Genomic DNA, 18,531 nt, shown 5'->3' with positions numbered 1-18,531 from the left:
AGACGAGCGCGGTGAGGGCGACGGAGCCCCAGACGACGAGCGCGAAGCCGAGCGGCGGAATCACCGCTCGCTCACCTCCTCGAAACGCGCGCCCGCCCGGGCGAGCGCACGAAAGTCGTAGGCCGTCCCGGAGACGGCGGCACCGAGGGCGGTGAGGGCGACCGAGACGCCGGTCGAGCCGACGAACACCCAGAAGAAGTCGGGCGAAACGGGGAGACCGAGCGCCGCGAGCGGGCCGGCGACGCCGGGGAAGAAGGCGAGGCCGACCGCCAGCCCGCCGAGTGAGGCGGCGAGCGCGCCGCGTTCGTCGAGCGCGGTGAGGTACAGTCCCAGGACGAACGGCGCGAACGTCGCGGCGCCGAGCAGGTCGGCGAGGAAGAAGAGCGTGAGGACGTCGTAGCCCTGCGCGCCGACGACGACGGCGGCGAGCGCGACGAGGACGGTACAGGCGCGGGCGACGTGCGTGAGCGTCGCTTCGTCGGCGTCGGTGAACTCGGCGAGATCGACGGTGACGACGCTCGCGACGGCGTTCAACACGGTATCGGCGGTGCTGGCGACGAGCAGGACGGCGAGGACGACGACGCAGAGCGCGAGCCACGGCGGGAAGACGTCGTTGACGACGAGGAAGAAGGAGATGCCCGCGTTCCCGTCGACGAGGCCGCGCGCGGCGGCGATGACGCCGAAGACGCCGGCGAGCAGAATCATCGGGACGACGGCGACGGCGCTGACGCCGAACGCGCGCTGGACGGACGTCGTGCTCTCGGCGGCCCAGACGCGCTGCCAGATGCCTTGATGGAGGACGTTCGCGCCGAGGACGGCGAAGACGACGTAGAAGCCGAACGCGACGGCGGCGGGGTTGGTGAGGGTGATGAGGTCAGGGGTCGCGCTCGCGGCGGTCGCGTAGACGGCGTCCGTTCCCCCTAATTGCCAGAGTGCGCCGACGGCGGCGACGATGAGAAGTGGGAGTGCGACGGCGGTCTGGACGGTGTCGGTGACGAGGCTGGCGACGAGGCCACCATACGCGGTGTAGGCGAGGACGAACCCGCCGATGACGACGGCGGTGGCCCACGGCGGGACGCCGGCGACGATGGCGAGCGCGGCGGTGACGCCGGTCATCTCGGCGGCGAGGAAGATGAACATGTAGAAGACGGAGACGACGAGGACGAAGCAGTAGAAGGCCGTCCCGAAGCGTTCGCGGACGTACTCGGTGAGCGAGTGGCCGTCGGGCATGACGTCACGGACGCGCTTGGCGACGGGGACGAAGAGGAGGAGCGGGACGGCGCTCCCGAGCGCGTAGCCGAGAATTGCGGTGAGCCCACCGTAGGCGGCGCCGGCTTCGGCGGGGCTGAGGAGTATCCACGCGCCCATGACGGAGCCGACGACGGAGGCGGCGGTGGTGCCCTCGCTCGCGCTCCCGCGGGCGGTGAGGAGCGCGTCGAGCGAGCGCTCGCGCCGGCGCGCGTACCAGAATCCGACGGCGCTCGTGGCGGCGAGCGCGACGACGACGGCGACGAGTGTGAGCGTCACGTCGAGCATCGCGTCACCCCCGCTCGCGCATCGCTGGCGCGGCACGGCGCGCCTGTGTCGCCGTGCGGTTCCCGCGGGCGTCGCCCGCGGCGTGCCTGTCGTCTCGGTTCCGCGTCGGTCTGCGTGTCCTGGTGGGTCACGTCCGACGGTGGCCGCTACCTCGTATACAACGTTGTGGTATAACTACGTTATATCGCCACCGGTGTCGGATGTCGGTCGCTCAGGCGTCGAGGACACCCCGGTAGAGTTCCTCGTAGGAGAGGTAGTACTGCTCGACCTGCTCGCGGATGCGGTCGTACTTCTCGTCCTCGGCTTGCCGGACGCGCTCGTCCACCGAGACGTCCGTCTCCTCATAGAACGCCGACGTCACGCCCAGTCCGCGCATGAGCTCGTAGAAGTCGGGCGGCGGGAACACCCGCAATTCCGCGAGGTCCGCCGCGTCCGCCGTCTCCACGTTCCAGTCGAAGCCGTAGGTGTCGAAGCGCTCGGCGATGCGCTCGACGCGCTCGCTCACTTCCATCGAGGAGACGGCGTCCCAGAACGGCGTGTCGCCGTCCGCGTAGCGGTAGTGGACGGCGACGAAGTCGGAGATGGACTCCCACATCCGCTCGACAGCCGTGTTGTAGGCGTCGCGCAGCGAGCCGTCCGCGACGCGGGCGTGCGACGCGAGGAGGTTCGCGAAGTCCACGGCGTTCGAGGCGTTGGCGGTGAGCGCCGTCGACTGCAGCGGCTCGACGAACCCCTCGGCGTTCCCGATCGCGAGGCAGTTTTCCACCCATGCGCGCTCGTAGTACCCCGAGTCGAACGAGAACTGCTCGGCGTCCGCCGCGCCGGGGTCGGCGTCCGCGGGCGCCACCGACTCGAGGAAGTCGTAGAACTCCGCGAGTGCAGCGTCGTCGTCCACGTACTCCGAGGCGTAGACGTAGCCCACGTCGCGTTCGTCGTAGGTGTCTATCTGCCAGAACCAGCCGTGCTCGCCCGACTCCACGACGGTCGCCGGTACCACGTCCGCGAGGTCACGCTCGACGCGCGCGTTGTATGCCGAGTCCAGTGGGAAGGCGAACTCCCGGAAGTCGACGTCCTGCTCGCTCCGGAGGACGCGGCTGAACCCCGTCGCGTCCACGTAGAGGTCCGCCTCGTAGACCGTCTCCTCGCCGTAAACAGCGTCGATGCGTGCGCCCGTCGTCTCAACCTCGGTGACGCGCTCGTCCACGAGGCCGACGCCGCGCCCCTCGCAGACGTCGCGCAGGAGGCCGTTGAAGCGCTCACTGTCGAGGTGGTAGGCGACGTAGTCGTACGTCTCCAACTCGCCACCCTGTCCGTAGTACCACGGCGTGACGCCCTCCTCGACGATGCGCTCGCCGGTCGTCAGGTGGTCGGAGCTACGGTAGAGTTCGTCGTAGTAGTAATAGTAGTGGTCGACGGCCTTCGGCGTGTCGTCGCTCGGGTACTTCTGCTGGGGGTCGAAGGGGTAGTGGAAGGGCGGGCAGTCACACCAGTCGCGGAAGTAGACGGAACCCTTCCAGACGGGTTTGACCTCCTCGATGAAGCGGCGCTGCGGGATGTCGAGCGTCCCGTGGAGGATTTTCTGAATCTCCATGAAGGTGCTCTTGCCGACCTGGGGAACCGGCGTCTCGAAGTCGTCCACGACGGTAACGGTCACACCCGGGTTCAGCTTCCGGACGGCGAGCGCCGTCAGTAACCCGACGTCCCCGCCGCCGACGACGAGCACGTCGTCCACCTGCTCTGTCATTGTTGTTCGTCATCTATTGGCACCCGACATAACGACTTCGGACGGCGAACTCCGCGGCGTGACCGGGCGCGTCCGGGACGCCGGCGTTACCGTCCCTCGGCGCCCATCGCGGCGTCGAAGAACGCGACTTCGAGCTCGACGGCGCGCGTGAAGAGGTGCTCGACGCGTGCCTCGCGGCGCGCGGACACCTGCGCCACTTCCCGCTCGAGCTCGTCGCGGAGCCACGTCACGAACGTGCGGAACGCCTCGGTGGCGTGGATGTCCACCCACTCGCGGTAGTAGAACGGCTCCGGCGGGTTCTCGATACCGTTCGCCCAGTCGAGGTAGACCCACTCGACGGGGACGAGGACGGCGAGCGTCTCCGCGTAGCCGCCGACGGTCGCCGCGTGCGCGAAGAGGTCCGCGAACGCCGCGCCGACCGCGCCCGCGTCGGGGTCCGCGTCCGCGAGTGACGGCCCGGGGAGGGTCTCGAAGGCGCGCTCGAAGTAGTCGTCCTCGGGGCCGGTGAGCGTCGCGAGGAACTCCGAGAACCGGCGTTTCTCGGCCATCGACGGTGCGTCCGCGACGGCGTGCCCGACGTGGCCGGCGAGCGTCTCGACGAAGGCGTAGTCGCGCTCGAGGTAGTCCCGGAAGACTGCCTCCGCGAGGGTGCCGTCCGCGAGGCCGGCGACGAACTCGTGCTCGACGGCGGCGTCCCACGCGCTCGCCGCGCGAAGCTCCTCGACGGCGCTCACGACTCCACCGCCCACCCCTCGCGGGTGTAGGCCATCTCCCAGAACTGGTGTTCGAGGCGCGCGCTCGTCAGGAACGCCTCGCGCATCGCGTCGTGCTCGCCCGGGTACTGCTCGCCACACCGATCGACGAACTCGCGGATGCGCCCGACGACGTCGCGGAACTCCTCGCTCGTGTAGTTCTCTATCCACGGCGTGTAGCGGTGCTCGCCGTCCGCGCGCTCGGCGGCGTGCGCCGCGATGTCGAGGTAGCCCTGCGCGCACGGGTAGAGCGCCGCGGCGATTTCGGCGAGCGACCCCTCGTAGGCGGTGCGAATCAGGAAGCCGGTGTAGGCCTCGCAGGTCGGGGCTTTCTGCACGGTCTCGAGCTCCTCGGGCGCGATGCCGTAGTCGGCGGCGAACTCGCGGTGGAGGTCCATCTCCTCGGCAAGCGTGCTGTGCGCGATACTCACGAGGTCGGTCATCGTCCGCTCGTCGCGCGCTCGCGCGCCGGCGACGGAGAACAGTCGGGCGTAGTCGAGGAGGTAGCGGTAGTCCTGTTCGACCCAGTGGCGAAACGCCGCCTCGTCCAGCGTCCCGTCTGCCAACTCCGTGACGAACGGGTGGGTCTTCTGTGCGTGCCAGAGCTCCTCTCCCTCCTCGAGCAACTGGTCGCTGATGGGCATACCCGTGCGAGCGAGCCGACACTGTTAATAGTTTGTTGTATAACTGGGTTATTACAGATGGGTCAACGAAACGGACTCCACCTGCCGGCCGAAATCGTCGCCGAGTCGTTCGTCCCCGCCGTCCGCGTCTCGCTCGCGCACGCCCTCGCCGAGCGCGGGTGCGCCCAGCGCGAAATCGGCGACTTCCTCGGCGTCACGCAGGCTGCCGTGAGCAAGTACCTCGCCGGGCAGGCGTCCGTCGACGACCGACTCGTCGAGGACGAGCGCCTCCAGCGGACCGTCGAGCGCGTTGCCGACGGCTGGGTCGCCGGCGACCTCGACGCCTACGACGCCATGGTCGAACTGCAGGACCTCCTCCGGACGTTCGTCGACCGCGGCCCCGTCTGCGCGCTCCACGAGGAGGCGATGCCCGCCCTCGACGGCCTCGAGTGTGACCTCTGTGTGCGCGGCCCCGACGCTGCTGCCGCGCGCGAACGCGAGACCCTCCGCGACGTCCGGGTCGCCGTCCGCACCTTCGCCGCCGCCGACGACGCCGCCGCACACGTCCCGAACGTCGGCACGAACGTCGCGAGCGCCCTCCCGAACCCGACGAGCGATGCGGACGTCGCCGCCGTCCCCGGCCGTCTTCACGCCGTCCGCGGGCGCGTCGACGTCCCCTCCGACCCCGCCTTCGGCGCCTCCCAGCACGTCGCCGGCGCCGTCCTCGTCGCCAACGACGCCGACTCGACGATACGCGGCGCCCTCGACCTCGCGACGAGCGACGCCCTCCTCGACGCCGCCCGCGAACAGGGCTACGACCCCGTCGAGTTCGACGCCGCCTACGAGGGCCGCGCCGACGAACTCCGCGCCACGTTCGCCGACGGCGTCCCCGCGTTCGCCTATCACCGCGGCGCCTACGGCATCGAACCCGTCTGCTACGTCTTCGGGACGGACGCCCGCGACGCCGTGACGCGCGCCCTCGACGCCATCGCCGCCGTCGAGTGAGGGTCATCCCCCCTCGACGTCCGACTTCAGCGTCCGCGCGACCAGCGTCTGGAGACCCCGGCGCATCCGCTCGTTCGCGGACTGGTCGGAGATGCCGAGGTCGTCGGCGAGTTCGGCGAGCGTCACCTTGCGCGGCACCTCGAAGTAGCCCGCCTCGAAGGCGTGCTCGATGAGCTCGCGCTGCGCGTCCGTCAGGCCACCCGTGTCCGTGACGACGTCGACGGGGTGGTAGATGCGCTCGACGGTCACGTCCACGTCGCTCTCCTGACAGTCCGTGTGGAAGGAGGAGAGTTCCTCCGAATCGGGGAAGCGAATCTGGAACGTCCACGTCTCCGCGTCGCCGCCCGCCTCCTGCAGGACGGCGTCATGCTCGACGATCGCCTGTACGAACGCGTCCGCCGCGGGCTCCCACTCCACCCGGTAGAGGCGGCGCCCGTTGAGCCTGTCGACGACGTCGAACGTCGCTATCTCCGGGGCGTTCGCGAGCACGTCGTCAAACGCCACGTGGTCCTCGCCGACCACCCAGAAATAGGGGATGGCCGCGCCGCGCGTCGGAATCATCTTCTCCAACTCGACGGAGAGTTCCGGCGCCTGCCGGAGCGCTCGCCCGAGGATGAACGCCTCGGCCGGCACCGAGAACTCGGCGATGACGCTCACGTGTCTCCCCCCTCGGCCGTCCGTACCGGCTCACCCAGTCGCGAGCCCGGCGTGCCGCGATCGCCCGCCCCGGCGGTCGGTTCCTCTCTTTTCTGAGACATCTGGCAGCATACCTCGTTCGCGACCCGAGTAATCGTTGTGGCCGTCGCCCGCGGATGAACGGAACCACTATCTCTCCCCAGTCTGTCAGGTCGCCCATGTCCGACTCGCCCTCCCTCCTCGTCCCGGCGCTGCTCTCCGTCGGCCTGTCGGTGGTCGCCGGACTCCTCGCGTTCGCCCTCTACACCACCGTCCGCGGCACGCTCGGCGTCCTCCTCGCCGGCCTCGGCTTCGCCGTGGCGTTCTCCCTCGTCCAACTCCTCACGACGAACGCGCTCGTCCAACGGTGGCTCGCCACCCTCGATAGCGAGGAGTGACCGCGTTCAGCGCCCGCCGCGCGGCCCCTGCGTCGGTAACTCCGCGCCCGGCGCCTGCTCCTCCTCCTCGTCTTCGACCTCACCCCAAATCGGCTTCGTCGACGTCACGACGACGTACTGGCCCACGGACGTGAGGAAGAACGCGGCGATGCCCGCGTACATCTCTTGCATGAACGGCGCGGCGAGGACGAACCCGACGACGAAGAGGCCGATGGTGAGCACGCCGCCGACGAGCACCCACCCGAGGGCGAACGTGCGCGTGTACTCCTCCGGCGAGTGGAGTTCGAAGAGGTTCAACAGCGTCCCGACGAGTGCGAGGCCGAGGAGCAGTCGGACGCGAACGGTACCGATGGGGAGCGCCAACAGCGCGACGACCGCGAGGACCACCGCCGTCGCCGTCGCGGTCACGTCCTCCGCGTAGATGCCGATGAACCGGCGATACGAGCTTTGTTCCGTCATGGCATGACACATCGACCACAGGCCTATATTTCTGTCTCCCCGTCCCCGGACGACACTCGACCCTATTCAGATAGGCTCCCGGCGATTACGTGTAAATGCATAGACCGCGACCTTTCGGGTGGGAGTCCACTCTGTACAGTTGTTATGCGACTTAAACTCGCTGCAATCGCACTCGGATTCGTCGTCGTCGCGTCAGCGTTCGGCGCGAGCGCGTTCACCACCGCCTCCGTCGACCGCACCACGAGCATCTCCGTCGCCTCCGACACCAACGGCCTGATCGGCTTCGCAGCCGGCAACGCCAGCACCGGCGTCGTCTCCACGACGTCCAGCGGCGAACTCGTCATCGACTTCTCCGGTGACTCCGCGAACGCCGCGGGCGTGAACGACAACGCGACGTTCACCGTCGGTGAGAACGTGAGCACGGCGTCGAACTCCAACGCGTTCGTCATCACGAACAACGACGACGCCCAGCACGACTTCAACGTCCAGTACAACCCGAACGACGCCGCGATCGTCGGTGACAGCACTCAGAACGTCCAGTTCGCCATCTACAAGGGTACGAAGCTCGTCGGCGTCGCCAGCGAGGAGAGCGCCTCCGGTCAGATCCTGGTCAACTCCACCGAGAGCGTCTACGTCGACGTCACCGTCAACACCCGCGGAACCAGTGTTAGTGACCTCTCGGGCAACCTCAACGTCACGGCCTAAACTCCCTCTCTCCTCTTGTTTCGCACCGTCGCCGTCGTCGTCCTGCTCGTCCTGACCGTCCTCGTCGCCGCGCCAGCGGACGCACCCGTCGGCGTGTCGTACGTCTACTCGGACAGCATGGAACCCACCATCGACGTCGGCGACGGCTACGTCGTCGTCCCCGCGGGCGACGTCGACCGCGGCGATATCATCACCTTCTGGAGCGACCAGCGCGGCGACTACACCACCCACCGCGTCGTCGCCATCACGCCGGAGGGCTATCACACGAAGGGCGACAACAACCCCGTGAGCGACCAGCAGGCGGGCTATCCGCCGGTCGAGGACGCGGCCGTCGCCGGGAAGGTGTTGACCGTGGGCGGCGACCCGGTCCTCCTCCCATACCTCGGGGGTGCCGTCCGGTTCGCCCGCGCGAACACGGCACTCCTCCTCGGTGCGCTCGCCGCCGTCGCGCTCCTCGGACTGCGGCGGACCGGCACGCCCGACACGCGGCCGGCGCGCGTCGGGTCGGTCGTCTATCCGCTGCTCGTCGCCGCCCTCCTCGGGACGGCGGCCGTCGTTGCCTTCGGTGGTGCGACGCACACGGAGACGCTACTCGCCGTCGCAGACGCGAGCGCGCCGGGGTCCGAACGGACCATCGCGCTCGGCACGAGCCGGAACGTCACCTACACGGTCGGCATCCCCGACCGCCTCTGGACGGAACGCGTCGTCCACACGAGCGGCCTGCATGCCGCCGAAACGGCGCGCAACGCCACCGCGATGACCGTCACAGGCACCGTTCGTGCACCGTCGACGCCCGGCCCCGTTGCGGTCGAAGTCACCGCACGGAGCTATCCGGCGGTCCTCCCGTACGCGACCATCGTTCGGCTGGACGCGATTCATCCGTTCCTCGCCGCACTCGTCAGCACACTCCTCGCGTTCGCGCCGCTCCTCGCGCTCGTCCTCCTCACGGTCGACGGTGGCGAGCGACTCCAGCCGAGTCGCGCGCGCCTCTCACGCCTGCTCACGGAGGGGTTCCGATGAGCCGTCGCCGGACGCGCGCTCGATCGCACGGCGGCGGGCGCACCACGCTCGCCACCGCCGTCGTCGCCGTCGCCCTCGTCGTGGCGCTGGCCTACGGTGCCGCCGGCACCGGGGCGTTCACCACCGGCATGGTTGATCGCGGCTCGTCGGTGCCGGTCGCGTCCGACGCGAACGGTCTGCTCGCACTCGACGTCGCCTCGTCGGTCACGGCGAACACGACGAGCCGCCTCGTCACCGTCACGAACAACCTCGGTCAGCAGGCCGACGTGACCGTCACGCTCCGCGGTGACGCGCGCGCCAACGCGACCCTCGTCGTCGACGGGACGTCCGTCGGTGACAGCGCGTCCGTCACGGTCGCCGACGGTGCGAACCGAACTATCGACGTCGCCGTGGACGCCGACGCGCCCGACGGCTCCACCGTCCGCTTCGACGTTGACGCGGACGCCGACGGCGTCACCGTCTCCGCGCCGGACCGCACGACCACCGTCACGACCTAATCCCCCCATGCTCCGCCTCACCTACCTCCTCGCGAAACGCGGCCCGCAGGTCGCACTCGTCCTCGCCGTCCTCGCAGTCGCGGCGTTCGGCGCCGCCGGCTGGACGGCGACGCACCCGCCGACGACCGACGTCACCGACCGGCAGAACGTTCAGGGGGCGTCGCTCGAGTTCGCGTCGAACGCCACCGTCACCGAGAACACGTCGCTCTACGAGACTGGTACGGTCCTCACCGACCCCGCCGTCTTCCCGCGCGACGCGCCCGTACTCCGGGTGACGCCACGGGTACACAGCGCGAACGCCTCGTTCGCGTCGGTGACGCAGTCCGTCTCGCTCGTCTACACCGCCTCGCGGCGCGAGGAGACGTTCTGGACGCACACCGTCCCGCTCGCCACCCGGAGCGCCGACGACGCCAAGTCGCTCGCGACGCCGGTCACCGTCGACACCGAACGCGTCCGTGAGGACCTCGCGACCTACCGGAGCGACGTCGGCGACGCCGGCACCGTCTCCGTCGCCGTCCGCACCAACGCGACCTACCGGGTCGGCGGCTACACCGGCCAGCTCACCGGGAGCGCGCCGCTCACGTTCGGCGAGGACTGGTACGACGCCGGCGCGTCGGGTGACTCCCGGACTCACGACACGCCGTACACCCGCACCGTCACGGTGCCGTCCGCGCACCTCGTCCCGCCGAGCGCGCTCGGCGGTGCCGGCGTCGCGTTCCTCCTCGGCGCCGTCGCCGTCCTCGCGTGGTATCGCGCCTACCGGCCGTCGCTCGCGGCGGTCACGGAGGAACTCCACCGCCACCGCTACGACGAGTGGATTTCCGCGGGGTTCGTCCCGTCGGTGGGAGACGAGCACGTCGTCGACGTCGCGACGCTCGAAGCCCTCGTGGACGTCGCCATCGACACCGACAGCCGCGTCATCTACGACCCAAGCACTGGTCGATATACCGTCCTCACCGAGGCCGCGCGCTACCGGTACTCCGCTTCGCGGGAAACGTCGGAAAACTAAGGATTCAGGCGCTCGTAGCTCGATACGCGGGCAAGACATACGTGTCGCGCCCCACTAGTCGACTACCGAATGCTGGTCTCCTCGCCGCTCCGTCTTCTCCTCGTCGACGACGACCCGGCGTTCCTCGAGTTGCTCGAGGCGCACCTCGAGCGCGCCGACCGCGACGACGTCGACGTCACGACGACGACGGACCCTGACCGAGCGCTCGACGCCGTCGACGCCGACGCCGTGGACTGCGTCGTCAGCGACTACTCGATGCCCGGGCGGAGCGGCCTCGAACTCCTCGCCGCCGTCCGCGAGCGCGACGAGCGCCTGCCGTTCGTCCTCCTCACCGGCGCCGGGAGCGAGCGCGTCGCCAGCGACGCCATCGACGCCTCCGTCACGAGCTACCTCCGGAAGGACGACGCCGACTCCGTCGCCGGACTCGCCGAGCGCCTCCTCGACACCGCCACCGACGCCGTCCGCACCTACCACCGGGAGGCCGCGCTCGAGGAACACCTCACGTTCGTCGAGTCCGTCCTCGGCGCGCTCGACGACGTCATCTACGTCATCGACACGGACGGCACCCCGCTTTACTGGAGCGACGTCCTCCGCGACGTCACCGGCTACCAGGAGACCGACCTCTCCGACCTCACCGTCTACGACGTCTTCCCGCCGACCTACCACGACGCGCTCGACACCACCATCGCTGCCGTCCTCGACGGCGAGTCCGTCACCGTCCAACTCCCGCTCGAACAGGCGGACGGCTCGCTCGTCCCCTACGAGTTCAGCTCCGCGCCGCTCTACGGCGACGACGGTTCGGTCGTCGGTATCGCCGGCATCGGCCGCGACCTCACCGAGCGCAAGCGCTACGAGACGGCACTCGAAGGCCTCCAACGGACGACCTCACGCCTCCTCGAGGCGGACAGCCGCGACGTCGTCGTGGACGCCGTCACGGACACCGTCGAGTACGTCGTCCCCGTCTCCTACAGCGTCGTCTACCTCGTCGACGACGCGGGCGACTCGCTCGTCCCCGCCGCCACGACTGCCGCCGTCGACGCGGACTGCAGGCCGTTCCGCTTCGACCTCGCCGAGGAGACGCCCGCCGCGCGCGTCTACCGCACCGGGTCGCCCGAGCAACACGACGTCGCCGACATCGACGACGGCCGCGCGCGACCGCACGCCGACGCCGTTCTCTACGTGCCGCTCGGCGACCACGGCGTCCTCGTCTTCGGGCTCACCGAGGCGGACACGCCCGGGCGCGCGTGGACGCTCACCGAAATCCTCGCCGCGAACGCCACCGCCGCGCTCGACCGACTCGAACGCACCGCCACGCTCCGCGACCGCGAGCGCGTGCTCGCGACGCTCCACGAGCGGACGGACGACCTCGCGCGCGCCACCGACCCCGACGACGTCGCCGCGACTGTCGTCGACGCCGCGCGCGACGTCCTCGATGCGCCGTGGCTCGCCGTCTATCGCTGGGACGACGAGGTGGGACGGCTCAATCCCGCCGCCGTCGCCGGCGACGTCGACGCCGAACCGGTGGACGCGACCCACGGCGGCCGCATCGTCTGGGAGGCCTTCGTCGAGCGCCAGACCGTCGTCGCTGACGACCCCGACGACGAGCGCGCGCCGTGGCCGGACGCCCGGAGCGCGCTCGCCTACCCGCTCGGCGACCACGGCGTCTTCGTCGCCGCCGCACCCACTCCCGCCGCGTTCGACGAACGCGACGTCGAGTTCGCCGACCTCCTCGTCACGAACGCGACGAGCGCGCTCGAACGCGCCGCCCGCGAGACGCGACTCCGCGAGGCCGAGTCCGAGCTCCGCGAGCGCAACGACGACCTCCAGCGACTCAACCGCCTGAACCGCGTCATCCGCGACATCACGGGTGCGCTCGTGCAGGCCGAGTCGCGCGGCAGCGTCGTCCGCGCCGTCTGCGAGAACCTCGCCGCCGACGAACGCTACCCGCTCGCGTGGGTCGGCACGCTCGCGGACGGCCTCGACGTCGAGGGCTGGGCCGGCGAGGGCGAGTCGTTCCTCGACCACGTCCTCGAGCGCGACGCGCACGACCTCGCGAAGCAGGCCCTCGATTCCGGCGAGCCCGTCGTCGTCGAGGACGTCCTCCGCGACCCCGCGGTCGCCGACCTGCGCCGTGAGGCGATGGACCGTGGCTTCCGCAGCGCCGTCTGCCTGCCGCTGCGCTACAACGAGACGGACTACGGCTTCCTCGAACTCTACGCGCGCGTCCCCGGCGCGTTCACCGGCGAGGAGGGCGCGGTCCTCGCGGAACTCGCCGCGCACATCGCGAACGCGCTCGACGCCGTCGAGCGCTCCGAGACGCTGCTCTCCGGGCGCTCGCTCGAACTCCAGTTCGCCCTCGCGGACGTCGACGACCCGCTGTTCGCGCTCGCGCGCCGCTCCGACCGCGCGCTCGACGTGGACGCCGTCTCGCCCCACGACGACGCGTGGCTGGTCTACGCCACCGTCGAGTCCGACGCCGCGGACGTCCTCGACGTCGCCGAGCGGAGCGTCGCCGTCACGGACGCCGAGGTAGTTCGGTCCGGGGCGGACTCGACGCTCCTCGCGCTCGTCGTCTCGAACACGCCGGTGGTGGAGGCGTTCGCCGACCGCGGCGCGACCATCCGGCGGATTCACGCGACGCCCGACGGTGGCTCCGTCTCGGTCTCGGTCCGGCCGTCGACGGACGTCCGCGCGTTCACCGGCGCGGTCCGCGAGCGCCTCCCGTCGGCCGACCTCACCCGCCGCGCGGTGGCGTCGGCGTCCGGGTCCGCGAGCGGGTTCCGCGGCGACCTCGGCGAACTCCTGACCGAGCGCCAACTGCAGGCGCTCCGGGCCGCCTACGTGAACGGCTACTTCGAGTGGCCGCGCGAGAAGACCGGCGAGGAGGTCGCGACGGACCTCGGCGTCTCCGGGCCGACCTTTCACCAGCATCTCCGCAAGGCGCTCGCCCACCTGCTCGCCGACGCGTTCGGCGAGCCTACGTGAATAGGCGGGCGCGCCGACGGACTAACGCGATAGGCCGAAGCGTTAGCCTGCGACCGCCACAAGATGGAGGCGTCGCCGTCACTCGCGCATGTGGCGGTGACGGACACGAGACGCACAGCCGGACAGCGCTTGACTCCCGGCGGCCACTTCGACGCCGCGTCGCGCGCACTCGGGGTACACGCGACGCGGTCCGCCGCTGGCGCCGACGCCGCCCACCGCATCCATCGGGCCACCCTGCGTCGGTGGGCGCATCGGAACTCGGCAAACCGTGATGAGAGAGCCGGTCCGTTCTCTGCACAACTGGCAGTATGCTTAGACAGTATTCCCAGTCAGTATTACTACACGGTCTGCGTGAAGAGCGTGGTCGGACGGGATGGCACCGCCACACGGCGTGGGGCGCCGCGTCGCCCCGTTCAGTTCACCTGCTTGTAGAGGTCGACGACGTCGTCGTAGTCGAGCTTGCCGTTCGCGTTGAAGTCGTAGGCGTTCTTGTTGAGTCGGACGCTCTCGGAGTCGAAGTTCTCGAAGAGCGCGTTGATGTCGTCGTAGTCCATCCGGCCGTTGCCGTTGACGTCCTCGTAGTGGCCGTCGCCGTTCAGGTCCTGCGGGGCGTTCGAGCCCGTGACCGTCGGCGGACCGACCACCACGACGCCCATGCTCGTGCGCGTCTCGACGTGGTTCCCGGCGTCGTCGTCGAGTTGGTTCACCTGTACCTCGACGTCCGTCGTGCCCGTCGCGTCACCGCGGACGTCGAGCGACGCGAGCGTCACGTCCGTCCCGCCGGGCACCGCGCCGAGTTTCTCCTCGACGTCGACGAGGCGGAGCGTCGCCGTCGTTCCGTCGTTCGAGACGGACGTTTCGGTCATCCCGAACGCGTCCGGCGTCGAGACGCCCGTGAAGGACGCGACCTCGGGGTCCGTGATGGTGAGCGTCACCGACGCGCCCGAGAGGCCCTCGTCGAGCCAGCGCGCCGTCAGGTCCGTCGTGGCCGCCGTCCCGTTCCCGACGGCGAGCGACTCGACGCCGACGGTCGTCGGGGGTTGCTGGAGGCCGGGCGACCCCGCCTCGACGGTGAGCGTGGCGTCCGTCCGCACGGGCGCGCCGGGCTTCGTCACGTAATCCACGGTGCGGAACTCCGTCGTCCACTCCTCGGGCGTGAGCGTACACCGGACGTAGCCGCGTTTGTTGTTGTAGTAGTGGACGTTCTCGTTGTCCCGGATGACGCGCCGGCCGAAGTCGTCCATGTCGGTGCCGTCGCCGCTGGAGGTAATGGAGGTGCCGATGAACTCCGTGCCGACGGGCTCGTCGGGGTTTTCGACGCCCATCAGGTCGTTCGCCCAGCTGCTGTGGAAGTCGCCCGTGACGACGACGGGATTCTCGACCTCCGTCTCGAAGGCACTCAGGACCGTCTCCTGGTCGGCGACGTAGCCGTCCCACTGGTCCATCCGATAGCCCTCCTTCTTCCCCTTCTCGAAGTCCATGCGCGCGAGCGGGAGCTGGTTCGCGAGCACGTCCCACGTCGCCGTCGACTCCGAGAGGTTCTCGAGGAGCCACTGCTCCTGGTCGTCGCCGAGGATGGTGCGATCCTCCTCGAGGCGCTTCTCGCAGTCGATGAGGCTGAAACCACCCCCGCAGGCTTGGTCGTCACGGTACTGGCGGGTGTCGAGGACGTTGACCTCCGCGAGGTCGCCGAACGTGAAGTTCCGATAGAGGCGCTGGTGTTCGTCCTCGGGCTTCTGCGCCTGGCGGAACGGCATGTGCTCGTAGTAGGCCTGGAACGCGGCGGCGCGGCGCGCGAGCAACTCCTCCTCGGTCTGCTTCTTCGGGTCCTGGGGGTTCTCGTCCGCCCAGTTGTTGTCGACTTCGTGGTCGTCGCGCGTGATGAGCCACGGCGCGTTCGCGTGCGCCGCCTGCAGGTCCGGGTCGGACTTGTAGAGGCCGTACTGGAGCCGATAGCGTTTGAGCGACTTCGGCTCGTCGCGGTAGGCCTGCGGGACGGAGGTGTTGCGGACGCCGCCGTTCGGCCCGATGCCGTACTCGTAGATGTAGTCGCCGAGGTGGACGACGAAGTCGAGGTCGTCACGGGCCATGTAGTCGTAGGCCGTGTAGAAGCCGTCGTACCACGCCTGACAGGAGGCGAACGCGAAGCGCAGTTCGTCGACGGACGCGCCGGGCTTCGGCGCCGTCTTCGTCCGGCCGACCGGGCTCCGTTTCCCGCCGGCCTCGAAGCGGTAGTAGTACTCGGTGTTCGGCTCGAGGCCCTGCACGTCGACGTGGACGGTGTGGGCGTGGGCGCGCTCGGCGGTCGCCGTCCCCGTCTTGACGACGTCGGTCATCGCCTCGTCGGTGGCGACGGTCCACGCGACGTCGACGCTCTCCTCGGGCATCCCGCCACCCGCGGTGAGCGGGTCGGGTGCGAGGCGCGTCCAGATGACGACGGCGTTCGGGAGGGGGTCGCCCGACGCGATGCCGAGCGTGAAGGGGTCGCGCTGGAACTGGCCGCTCTCGTCCATCGCGGCCGTGGCGTTGCCGGAGACGCCGACCGCGGCGATTAGTCCTGCGGCACCGGTGCGCTGCAGGAACTGTCGGCGGTTCTGTGCGGTCGGGTCGGGGTTCGGTGGACGTTCGAGGTCCATGGGCGGCGATTCGATGCTGCCCCCGACTAGCTTTATATTTCCCCTATGTATTGGTGACAGTATATATGTTACAGTACTAACACCCACGGAACCGTTCGTACCGCCGGCGCGCCCTGTGGGGCCGTGACGCCTTTCGGCGCGACGCGCGACGCACCAGTCGTGTCCCTCTCCGCGAGTTCCGTCTACGCGCTCGCCGTCCTCGCGGCGGTGCTCTGGGGGGCGAGCCCGGTCCTCATCAAACACGGACTCAACCGCGGCGCCGATGCGCGCCAAGCGGTCCTCGTCGCCCTCGCCGTCGACGCCGCCGTCGTCTGGACGGTGTTGGTCGCGATGAACGGCGTCAGCGTGCTCGACACCCTCGCCACCGTCGACCCGGCGACGCTCGCGCTGTTCGCCGTGACGGGCGCGCTCGGCACCGGTCTCGGGCGGTTCGTCGGTCTCGTCGGTCTCGACCGCCTCGGTGCCAGCGTCTATAGCGCCGCCATCAGCGTCCGCCCGCTCTTCGCCACCGCACTCGGCGTCGCCGCCCTCGGCGAGCACCTCACGCCCACGAGCGCCCTCGGCGTGGCTGTCCTCGTCTGCGGCCTCATCGTCCTCGAACGTGCCCGGAGCCACGGCGGCGGCGAGCGCGGCGGCTGGCAGCGCCGTGACCTCGCGCTCCCGCTGGTCGCCGCGGCGACGTTCGCGGCGAGTCGCGTCCTCCGACGCTCCGGGTTGCAGACCGCAGACGTGAGCGTCCTGCTGGCGGTGGCGACGAACGAACTCGTCGGCCTCCTCACGCTCGCTGTCGTCCTCGGCGCGACGGGCGGCCGGTCGGTGTTCGCGCCGCCGCGTGCGAGCCTGCCGCCGTTCCTCGCCAGCGGCGTCTGCCTCGCCGGCGGGATGGTGGCGGTGTTCAGCGCGCTCGCCGCGCCCGCGGGCCGAGTGGTCGTCGTCGACCCACTGGTCGCGACGGTGCCGCTGTTCACGCTCGCGTTCGCCAGTGCCTTCCTCGACACCGAGCGCGTCACGCGGCACGTCGCGCTCGGCACCGTTGGCGTCGTCGTCGGCGCAGTGCTCGTCGTCTGGTGAGCAGTACGGCACTCGTCGCATGCGAGACGACGCGTCAGTCGACACCGGTCCGGCAGTCGCGACGCCCTGCGCGATGCCCGATGTCTGCCCTCCTCTGCCTGTCGTCGGTGCGGAGATATATCGGCAGGCTGAACAGTTACCCGAGGCTTTATCATAATTCCTACTGAAGTACCGTGCGGGGATATACCAATGTCCATCAAAGGAGTCGTGTACAAGGGACCGCACGAGGTCGCCGTCGAGGACGTCGAAGACGCTGAAATCCAGCATCCGAACGACATCGTCATCGACGTCACGTCGACCTGTATCTGTGGGTCCGACCTACACATGTACGAGGGGCGGACCGCCGCGGAGGAAGGTATCGTCTTCGGCCACGAGGCGATGGGTGTCGTGGACGAAGTGGGGGAGGGCGTCGACTCGCTCGACGTCGGCGACCGCGTATCCATCCCGTTCAACGTCGCCTGCGGCCACTGTAAGAACTGTGAGGAAGGCAAGACCGGTTTCTGTCTGAACGTCAACCCGTCCGGCGGCGTCCCCGCCGGCGGGGCGTATGGCTACGTCGGCATGGGCCCCTTCCAGGGCGGCCAGGCCGAGCGCATGCGCGTCCCGTACGCGGACTTCAACGCACTCAAACTCCCGGACGAGGGCCACGAGGACGACTTCGCGATGCTCGCGGACATCTTCCCGACGGGCTGGCACGGCACCGAACTCGCCGACCTCCAGCCCGGCGAGTCCGTCGCCGTCTTCGGCGCCGGCCCCGTCGGCCTCATGGCCGCCTACAGCGCGAAAATCAAGGGCGCATCCGAGATCTACGTCGTCGACCGCGTCTCGAGTCGCCTCGAACTCGCCGAGGAGTACTGTGACGCCACGCCCATCAACTTCGAGGAGGGCAACCCCGTCGAGCAGATCATCGACGCGAACGGCGGCGAAGTGAACAAGGGCGTCGACGCCGTCGGCTACCAGTCCGTCGAACCCGACGAGGCCCGCGACGACGACGAGCCCTACGACCCGACGAAGGAGAACCCGGGCGTCCTCATCAACCAGCTCATCCGCGTCGTCGAGCCGAAGGGCAAACTCGGCATCATCGGCCTCTACGTCCCCGAGGACCCCGGGGCGCCCGAGACCATCAGCGAGATGGAGGCCGCGGGCCGCCTCGGCATCGACTTCGGGAAGCTCTTCGAGAAGGGCCAGGCGCTCGCCACCGGCCAGTGTGACGTGAAGGCCTACAACCGCTATCTGCGCGACCTCATCGTCGCCGGCCGCGCTGAACCGAGCTTCGTCGTCTCGCACCGCGAGGCCCTCGAGAACGCCCCCGAGATGTACCAGAAGTTCGACGAGCGCGAGGAAGGCGTCACGAAGGTCATCCTCGAGCCGTAACCCGATCCACTCCGTTTTTTCGCACGACTCCTCACCCTCGAC

General features: G+C 69.6%; 16 protein-coding genes. 9 read left to right on the top strand and 7 right to left on the bottom strand.

All coding sequences use genetic code 11. From position 1 onward, the window contains the following. Window positions 1-60: 60 nt before the first annotated feature. From ACQUS8_RS14210 to tenA, 4 genes are all read right to left on the bottom strand, one after another. Window positions 61-1,536 (bottom strand): sodium:solute symporter family transporter, encoded by a 1,476-nt coding sequence (locus ACQUS8_RS14210; RefSeq protein ID WP_435102254.1) that lies wholly within the window; start codon window positions 1,534-1,536, stop codon window positions 61-63. Between the two features lie 211 nt (window positions 1,537-1,747). Next, window positions 1,748-3,280 (bottom strand): FAD-dependent oxidoreductase, encoded by a 1,533-nt coding sequence (locus tag ACQUS8_RS14205; RefSeq protein WP_435102252.1) that lies wholly within the window; start codon window positions 3,278-3,280, stop codon window positions 1,748-1,750. An 86-nt stretch (window positions 3,281-3,366) separates the two neighbouring features. Next, window positions 3,367-4,014: a TenA family protein gene (locus ACQUS8_RS14200; RefSeq protein WP_435102250.1), complete on the bottom strand. Its 648-nt coding sequence runs from the start codon at window positions 4,012-4,014 to the stop codon at window positions 3,367-3,369. Then, a complete protein-coding gene (gene tenA / locus ACQUS8_RS14195) occupies window positions 4,011-4,676 on the bottom strand; it encodes a thiaminase II (RefSeq protein ID WP_435102248.1) in 666 nt (221 codons plus the stop codon). The genes ACQUS8_RS14200 and tenA overlap by 4 nt, the downstream gene beginning before the upstream one ends. A 57-nt stretch (window positions 4,677-4,733) precedes the next feature. Between tenA and ACQUS8_RS14190 the strand changes: the two genes are divergently transcribed. Further along, the gene (locus ACQUS8_RS14190; RefSeq protein WP_435102246.1) at window positions 4,734-5,660 is read left to right on the top strand and encodes a thiamine-phosphate synthase family protein; all 927 of its coding nucleotides are present in this window, start codon (window positions 4,734-4,736) and stop codon (window positions 5,658-5,660) included. Between the two features lie 3 nt (window positions 5,661-5,663). Here ACQUS8_RS14190 and ACQUS8_RS14185 read toward each other — a convergent pair whose 3' ends face one another. Further along, a complete protein-coding gene (locus ACQUS8_RS14185) occupies window positions 5,664-6,317 on the bottom strand; it encodes a helix-turn-helix domain-containing protein (protein ID WP_435102244.1) in 654 nt (217 codons plus the stop codon). A gap of 197 nt (window positions 6,318-6,514) precedes the next feature. Between ACQUS8_RS14185 and ACQUS8_RS14180 the strand changes: the two genes are divergently transcribed. Continuing rightward, a complete protein-coding gene (locus ACQUS8_RS14180) occupies window positions 6,515-6,733 on the top strand; it encodes a hypothetical protein (RefSeq protein WP_435102242.1) in 219 nt (72 codons plus the stop codon). Between the two features lie 6 nt (window positions 6,734-6,739). Here ACQUS8_RS14180 and ACQUS8_RS14175 read toward each other — a convergent pair whose 3' ends face one another. Continuing rightward, window positions 6,740-7,192 (bottom strand): hypothetical protein, encoded by a 453-nt coding sequence (locus tag ACQUS8_RS14175; RefSeq protein ID WP_435102240.1) that lies wholly within the window; start codon window positions 7,190-7,192, stop codon window positions 6,740-6,742. A gap of 144 nt (window positions 7,193-7,336) precedes the next feature. On the opposite strand from ACQUS8_RS14175, the gene ACQUS8_RS14170 reads away from it, so the two are divergent. The 5 genes from ACQUS8_RS14170 (at window position 7,337) to ACQUS8_RS14150 (ending at window position 13,408) form a co-directional block, all read left to right on the top strand. Next, window positions 7,337-7,897, top strand: coding sequence for a hypothetical protein (locus tag ACQUS8_RS14170; protein ID WP_435102238.1), 561 nt, complete (start codon window positions 7,337-7,339; stop codon window positions 7,895-7,897). Between the two features lie 15 nt (window positions 7,898-7,912). Further along, a complete protein-coding gene (locus ACQUS8_RS14165; RefSeq protein WP_435102236.1) occupies window positions 7,913-8,917 on the top strand; it encodes a signal peptidase I in 1,005 nt (334 codons plus the stop codon). After that, window positions 8,914-9,414, top strand: a complete 501-nt coding sequence (locus ACQUS8_RS14160; RefSeq protein ID WP_435102234.1) for a hypothetical protein — start codon at window positions 8,914-8,916, stop codon at window positions 9,412-9,414. The genes ACQUS8_RS14165 and ACQUS8_RS14160 overlap by 4 nt, the downstream gene beginning before the upstream one ends. A gap of 7 nt (window positions 9,415-9,421) precedes the next feature. Further along, the gene (locus ACQUS8_RS14155; RefSeq protein WP_435102231.1) at window positions 9,422-10,423 is read left to right on the top strand and encodes a DUF5305 family protein; all 1,002 of its coding nucleotides are present in this window, start codon (window positions 9,422-9,424) and stop codon (window positions 10,421-10,423) included. A 69-nt stretch (window positions 10,424-10,492) separates the two neighbouring features. Continuing rightward, entirely contained in the window at window positions 10,493-13,408 is a 2,916-nt protein-coding gene (locus tag ACQUS8_RS14150; RefSeq protein ID WP_435102229.1) for a GAF domain-containing protein, read from the top strand. A gap of 413 nt (window positions 13,409-13,821) precedes the next feature. On the opposite strand, the gene ACQUS8_RS14145 is transcribed toward ACQUS8_RS14150, so the two are convergent. Further along, window positions 13,822-16,044: an alkaline phosphatase D family protein gene (locus tag ACQUS8_RS14145; RefSeq protein ID WP_435102227.1), complete on the bottom strand. Its 2,223-nt coding sequence runs from the start codon at window positions 16,042-16,044 to the stop codon at window positions 13,822-13,824. 159 nt (window positions 16,045-16,203) lie between these two features. Here ACQUS8_RS14145 and ACQUS8_RS14140 point away from each other — a divergent pair, with 159 nt between their 5' ends. Both ACQUS8_RS14140 and ACQUS8_RS14135 read left to right on the top strand, forming a co-directional pair. Continuing rightward, window positions 16,204-17,115, top strand: a complete 912-nt coding sequence (locus ACQUS8_RS14140) for an EamA family transporter (protein ID WP_435102225.1) — start codon at window positions 16,204-16,206, stop codon at window positions 17,113-17,115. A 195-nt stretch (window positions 17,116-17,310) separates the two neighbouring features. After that, window positions 17,311-18,489 carry a glutathione-independent formaldehyde dehydrogenase gene (locus ACQUS8_RS14135; RefSeq protein WP_435102322.1) on the top strand — a complete coding sequence of 393 codons (1,179 nt, stop codon included), beginning with the start codon at window positions 17,311-17,313 and terminating at the stop codon, window positions 18,487-18,489. Window positions 18,490-18,531 lie beyond the last annotated feature (42 nt).

It is taken from the genome of Halarchaeum sp. P4 (genome assembly GCF_051195175.1).
In the GTDB taxonomy this organism is placed as follows: domain Archaea; phylum Halobacteriota; class Halobacteria; order Halobacteriales; family Halobacteriaceae; genus Halarchaeum.
Note: the sequence above shows the minus strand (reverse complement) of the source record. Positions and strands in the feature narration are given on the sequence as shown.